This is a genomic window from Gordonia sp. NPDC003585 (assembly GCF_040610755.1).
GTDB lineage: Bacteria > Actinomycetota > Actinomycetes > Mycobacteriales > Mycobacteriaceae > Gordonia.
Window position 1 is genome coordinate 1 of record NZ_JBEXMX010000148.1, and the last position, 5,639, is coordinate 5,639.

Here is a 5,639-nt window from a genome sequence, read left to right on the forward strand (position 1 = left end):
GTCACGCCCGCAACCACCGACTCAACGACGCTGCCATGCGCATGGCCCAATCCGCGCTCACCGGAAGTATCGGCGCCCGCGCCTTCTACGACATGGGGTCCCGGTAGTAATGGCGCAAAAAACAACGAAGTTCGCGTAGTGCCTGGTCAGCGGCGATTTCTCGGTTCGGGCTGCGGGCCGGGGTGGTTGGTGCTTGGCTTGTCTGCCGATGAGGTTGGTCGGCGTGTTGGAGGCTGGGGTTCGTGGCGACGCGGGTATTCGCGGACGAGGAGTTGCAGCGCCTGCGGGAGTTCCCGGAGATCAGTCGTGAGGAGTTGTTCCGGTACTTCACGCTGACCCCGGCGGATCTGGCGTTTGTTGCTCCGCAGGGTAGGGGCCCTGCGGTCCGTCTGGGCCTGGCGGTGGCGTTGTGCACCTTGCCGTGGCTGGGGTTCGTGCCGGACAAGGTGCCGTCGGCGCCGCCGGTGGCGGTGGCCCGGCTGGCGGATCAGCTGAATATCGATGCAGCGCAGCTTCGTTCGTATGGCAAGCGGGCGCAGACGCGGACCGAGCATGTGCGGCTGGTGGCCCAGTATCTGGGGTGGCGGCCTGCCGGGGCGATGGAGTTGAAGGAGCTGGATGAGTTTCTGCTGGCGCGGGCGATGGAGCACGATTCGCCGACGCTGTTGTTCCGGCTGGCGTGTGAGTACCTGATCTCGGCGCGGGTGATCCGGCCGGGCCCGGAAACGGCGGTCCGCCGGGTCGCGCACGCTCGCACGCGGGCGCAGCGGGAGACCTACGACCGGTTGGCGCGCGAGTTCACGCCGCAGCGGTGTAAGGAACTGGATGCGTTGCTGGTCGTCGACCCGTCGATCGAGATGTCGCGGTTGCGGTGGTTGTCGACCGGCCCGGTGGAGGCGTCGGCGACCGCGGTGAAGGCCGAGGTCGAGAAGCTGGTGTTCCTGCGCAACCTGGGCGCGGATGAGCTGGACATGTCGGTGCTGCCGGCGGAGCGGCGGCGGTTCCTGGCGACGGTGGGCCGCCGCTTGACGGGCCAAGCCCTCGAACGCCGGGATCCGCAACGCCGCTACCCGATTCTGCTCACCGTGTTGGCGCAGTCGGCCACCGATGTGCTCGACGAGGTGGTGCAGCTGTTCGATCAGGCGATCTCGGCCAGGTTGAGCAAGGCCGAACGCCGGATGCGCGACGAGCTGGCCGAGCGCGGTAAGGCCGGAGAGGATCGGCAGGGGTTGCTCGACGACCTGCTGGCGATCGTCTGTGACCTGCAGATCCCCGACGAGGAGATCGGCGGCCTGATCCGGGGCGATCGGATCGGATGGGAGCGGTTGCGGGCCGCGGTCGCGCAGGCCAAGCCTCGGCTGCCGCGCGATCACGGGCACCTGGCCGCTCTGGACAGCTCGTACTCCTACCTGCGGCAGTTCACCCCGCAGGTGCTGTCGACAGTCCGGTTCGCCGGCGGCACCGCCGCGACCGAGCTGCTGATCGGGGTGCACATGCTGCGGGAGCTGAACGCGACCGGTACCCGCAAGGTGCCCGACGACGCGCCGACCGGGTTCGTGCCGACGAAGTGGCGCGGCTACCTCGACGAGGCCCGCAAAGCCGGTAACACCACCGCCTATCGGCACTACTGGGAGCTGTGCGTGCTGCTGGGGCTGCGTGACGGGTTGCGCAGCGGGGATGTGTTCGTGCCGGGGTCGCGCCGCTACGCCGACCCGGCCGCGTACCTGCTGACCCCGCAGGCGTGGGAGCCGCAGCGTGACGAGTTCTGCCGCCTGGTCGGCAAGTCCGCTGATCCCGCTCGCGCGCTGGCGACCGCCACCGACGAGCTCGACGCCGCTATGGGCGAGTTGGAGAAGGTGCTCGCCGGCGGCGACGGGCCGGTCCGTCTCGATGAGGCCGGTGACCTGGTGATCTCACCGCTGTCGGCGGAGGATGTGCCCGCGGAGGCGACGGCGCTCAAGGCCGAGCTGACGGAGATGCTGCCGTTCGCGCCGATCGTGTCGCTGCTGATCGAGCTGGACAAACGCACCGGCTACCTGGACTGCTTCACCCACGCCGGCGGCAAACAGGCCCGCAGCCCGGAGCTGAAACGCAACCTCATCGCCGTCCTGCTGGCCTACTCCACCAACCTCGGGCTGACCCGAATGGCCGAGGCGTCGGGCCTCTCCTACGACATCCTGGCCTGGACCAGCGAATGGTATGTGCGGGAGGAGACGCTGCGGGCGGCGAACCTGACGATCATCGACTACCACCAAAGGCTGCCGCTGACCCCGGTCTTCGGCGCCGGCACCCTGTCGTCGAGTGATGGGCAACGGTTCCCGACCCGCGGCAAATCGGTCACCGCCAGAGCGTTGAGCCGCTATTTCGCGAACGAAGGACTGAGCACGTATACCCATGTCACCGATCAGCACGCCACCTACGGCACCAAGGTCATCGTCGCGACGAGACGCGAAGCTCACTACGTGCTGGACGAAATCCTCGGCAATGCAACGGATCTGCCGATCACCGAGCATGCGACCGACACGCACGGCGTCACCCTCGTGAACTTCGGGCTGTTCGACCTGCTCGGATTGCAGCTCTCGCCCCGCATCCGGGACCTGGGCCGGATCACCCTGTATCGGGCGGCGCCTCGGGCCCAGGTGGAGTCCGCGTTCCCGCACGCCGGGCCGCTGCTGACCCGCAAGCTGAATCTGGATCTCATCGCCGAGCACTACGACGACCTGCTCCGGCTGAGCGGGTCGCTGAAGTTCGGGCACGCCACCGCGTCGCTGCTGGTCGGCAAGCTCTCCGCGTCGGGCCGGCAGAACGCCCTCGCGGCGGCGCTCAAGGAATACGGGGCGCTGCGGCGCACGATCTACGCCGCCCGGTACCTGTCCGACCCGGGCTATCGGCGCAAGATCTCCCGACAGCTCAACAAGGGCGAATCCCTGCACGCGCTCCGCCGCGACCTGCTCTACGCGCACGAAGGCGCCGTGCGCGCGAGGCACCTGGAGGGACAGACCGAACAGGCATGGTGCCTCACGTTGGCGACCAACGCCGTCATCGCCTGGACCACAGAGTATTACGGGCTGGCGACCGAACAGATGCGGCGGGCCGGGCGGCGCATCGACGACGAGGTGCTGACGCACATCTCCCCGGCCCACAGCGAGAACATCAACTTCTTCGGCGCCATCGAGGTCGACATCGACGCCGAACTCGCCCAGCTCGGCCCCACCGGGTACCGGCCGCTGCGCGTGCGGGACACCCTGTTCTGACCCGCAGCGCCGGCCCGGATCGGCGGCGGCGCGATCTAGCAGCAGGCGCTGGTTCCGGTGGTCGTGGTCGGGTCGGTGATCGCGTCGGCGAGGGGGCGGGCGAGCTGGTGGTAGGCGTCGGTGACCGGCAGCACCGTCATGCCTGGGAATTTCGCCTGCCAGTGGTGGGCGGCGTCGGAGGTGGCGAGGAACATCTGCGGGTTGCAGCAGGTGGCGCGGAGGTGACCGGGCTGGATCCGGTCGGGGTCGACGAAGGCCACCATCGCGGTGGCCGGTTCCAGGTCGCTGACCCCGGTGACGGGGTCGATGGTCAGGCGCACGGTGGTGCCCGTGATCGGGCAGTCGGATTCGATGCAGGCGGGTGCGCCGATGACGGCGGGGAAGATGAGGGTGTCGGGGGCACACCAGGTGTAGAGCTGGTGGCCACCGACGCTGAACCGGTGCGGGGTCGGGTTGAGGGTCAGGCCCCAGCCGACGATCCGGCCGGCCTCGTCGTATTCGACGTCGGCGCCGATCGGCGTCTGCGCGGGGTCGAGGTCGGGCACTCCCGCGGCGGCGGCGAGTTCGGTGACGGTGACCGGGGTGCCGTGGGCGAGCAGCCGCAGCGCGGCGCGCATCAGCGCCCGGTCCCGGCCGGCGGGCAGGATCTTGGCGAAAACGTCGGCAGTGAGGTTGTCGGTACTCATGGGATCGGACTCCTCGAGGGCGATCGGACAGTGACGGTGCCGACGGTAGGGTCTGTCCCCGGGGTGAGGGTCAAGCCCGTAGCTCGCATCCGCACGGGTCACCGGCCCAGCACAGGTCGTCGGTGGCCAGATGCGCACGGTGTGCGGTTTCGAAGGCGTCGATGCGGTCGAGGATCTGCTCGGCATCGGGCGCAGCCGCTGCCGCGACCGCTGCAGCAGCTCGGCGAGATGGGCGCCGACCGAACGGCCGTGGTCGTCACGGTCGGTGGAGGTGAGCTGGCAGATCTCGGCGATGGTGAGCCCGAGGCCGCGCAGCTCGCCGATGAACCGCACGCACCACTCCGCGTCGTCGGTGTAGAGGCGGTAGCCGGCCGGGCTGCGGCCCAGGGTGTAGATCAGGCCGAGGTCGGTGTACTCGCGCAGCGCCTTCACCGGCACCCCGGTGCGGGCCGAGAGGTCCCCGATCGTCATGTGTCCGTTCATCACTGCCTCCCGTCCGACGGCGTCAGCCTGCGCAGCAGGACAGTTTGGTGACGTCGGTGGTGAAAGTCTGCGCGGTCAGTTTCAGCGCTTCGGCCATGGTCAGGTACGGCGCCCAGGTGTGGGCGAGCCGGTCGACGGTCAGACCCGCGGTCATCGCATAGGTGGCGGCGGTGATCAGGTCCCCGGCGCCGTCGCTGAGGGCGTGCACGCCCATGATCCGGCCTGTGCCGGCTTCGGCGACGATCTTGACCAGGCCGCGGGTGTCCCGGTTGACCAGCGCCCGCGGCACGCTCGACAACCCCAGCACCCGGCACTGGCAGGCCAGCCCGGCCGCGGCGGCTTGCGCGTCGGTCAGTCCGACCGAGGCGATCGCGGGGCTGGTGAACGTCACGCGCGGCACCGTGGTGTAGTCCAGGACGCGATCGGCACCGGCCAGGGCGTTGTCGGCGACCAGGGTGCCCTGCGCGGCGGCCACGTACACGAACTGCGGATCCCCGGCCACGTCCCCGGCCGCCCAGATGCGCGGATTGCTGCTGCGCTGGCGGTCGTCGACCACGACCGCGCCCCGCTCGTCGACGGCGACGCCGACCGCATCCAGGCCCAGCCCGGCGGTGTTGGGGCGGCGGCCGGTGGCCATCAGCACCTGCTCGGCCCGCAGCTCGGTGCTGGCGCCGCCGCCGGTGCGCACGGTCACCACCTTGTGCCCGTCGTCGGCGAGGACCTTCTCGACGGTGGCGGCGGTGAGCACGTCGATGCGCTCGTGGGCGAAGACGGCCTCGAGCGCGGCCGAGATTTCCGGTTCCTCACCCGAGGTCAGCCGGCTACGCGCGATCACCGTGACCTTGCTGCCCAGGCGGGCGAACAGCTGGGCCTGCTCGAGCCCCACATAGCCCGCACCCACCACGATCAGCGACTCCGGCAGCTGCTGGAGGTCCATGGCGGTGGTCGAGGTCAGATACCCGGCCTCAACGAGGCCGTCGATCGGCGGAGCCCAGGGCGCGGCACCGGTGGCGATCAGATACTGGTCGGCCTCGATCACCCGTACACCGCCCTCGGCGCGCGCGACCCGCAGCACGGGTGCCTCGGCGCTGCCGTCGAACACCGCGGTGCCGGAGACGATCTCCCACCCGTAGTCGGCGGCCAGGTCGACATACTTCTCCGCCTGCAGCTGCCCGACCAGCGCGTCCTTGCCCGCGATCAGGGCGGGGAAATCCAG

Annotated in this window: 3 protein-coding genes; 1 reads left to right on the forward strand and 2 read right to left on the reverse strand. The window is 69.8% G+C overall.

The window, feature by feature from the left end; all coding sequences use genetic code 11:
- The first annotated feature begins 242 nt into the window (after positions 1-242).
- Entirely contained in the window at positions 243-3,254 is a 3,012-nt protein-coding gene (locus ABZW74_RS23760) for a Tn3 family transposase (protein WP_355279876.1), read from the forward strand.
- Between the two features lie 35 nt (positions 3,255-3,289).
- On the opposite strand, the gene merB is transcribed toward ABZW74_RS23760, so the two are convergent.
- Together merB and merA are read right to left on the reverse strand one after the other, a co-directional pair.
- Complete coding sequence (gene merB, locus ABZW74_RS23765) at positions 3,290-4,411, reverse strand: organomercurial lyase MerB (RefSeq protein ID WP_017681707.1); 1,122 nt, start codon at positions 4,409-4,411, stop codon at positions 3,290-3,292.
- A gap of 34 nt (positions 4,412-4,445) precedes the next feature.
- The coding region (gene merA, locus ABZW74_RS23770) for a mercury(II) reductase (protein WP_355279880.1) at positions 4,446-5,639 on the reverse strand (1,194 nt) is incomplete at its 5' end.

Bases quoted from the DNA above. Each gene is read 5' to 3' on its own strand.
- merB (WP_017681707.1), bottom strand. From the start codon at position 4,411: ATGACGATCGGGGACCTCTCGGCCCGCACCGGGGTGCCGGTGAAGGCG.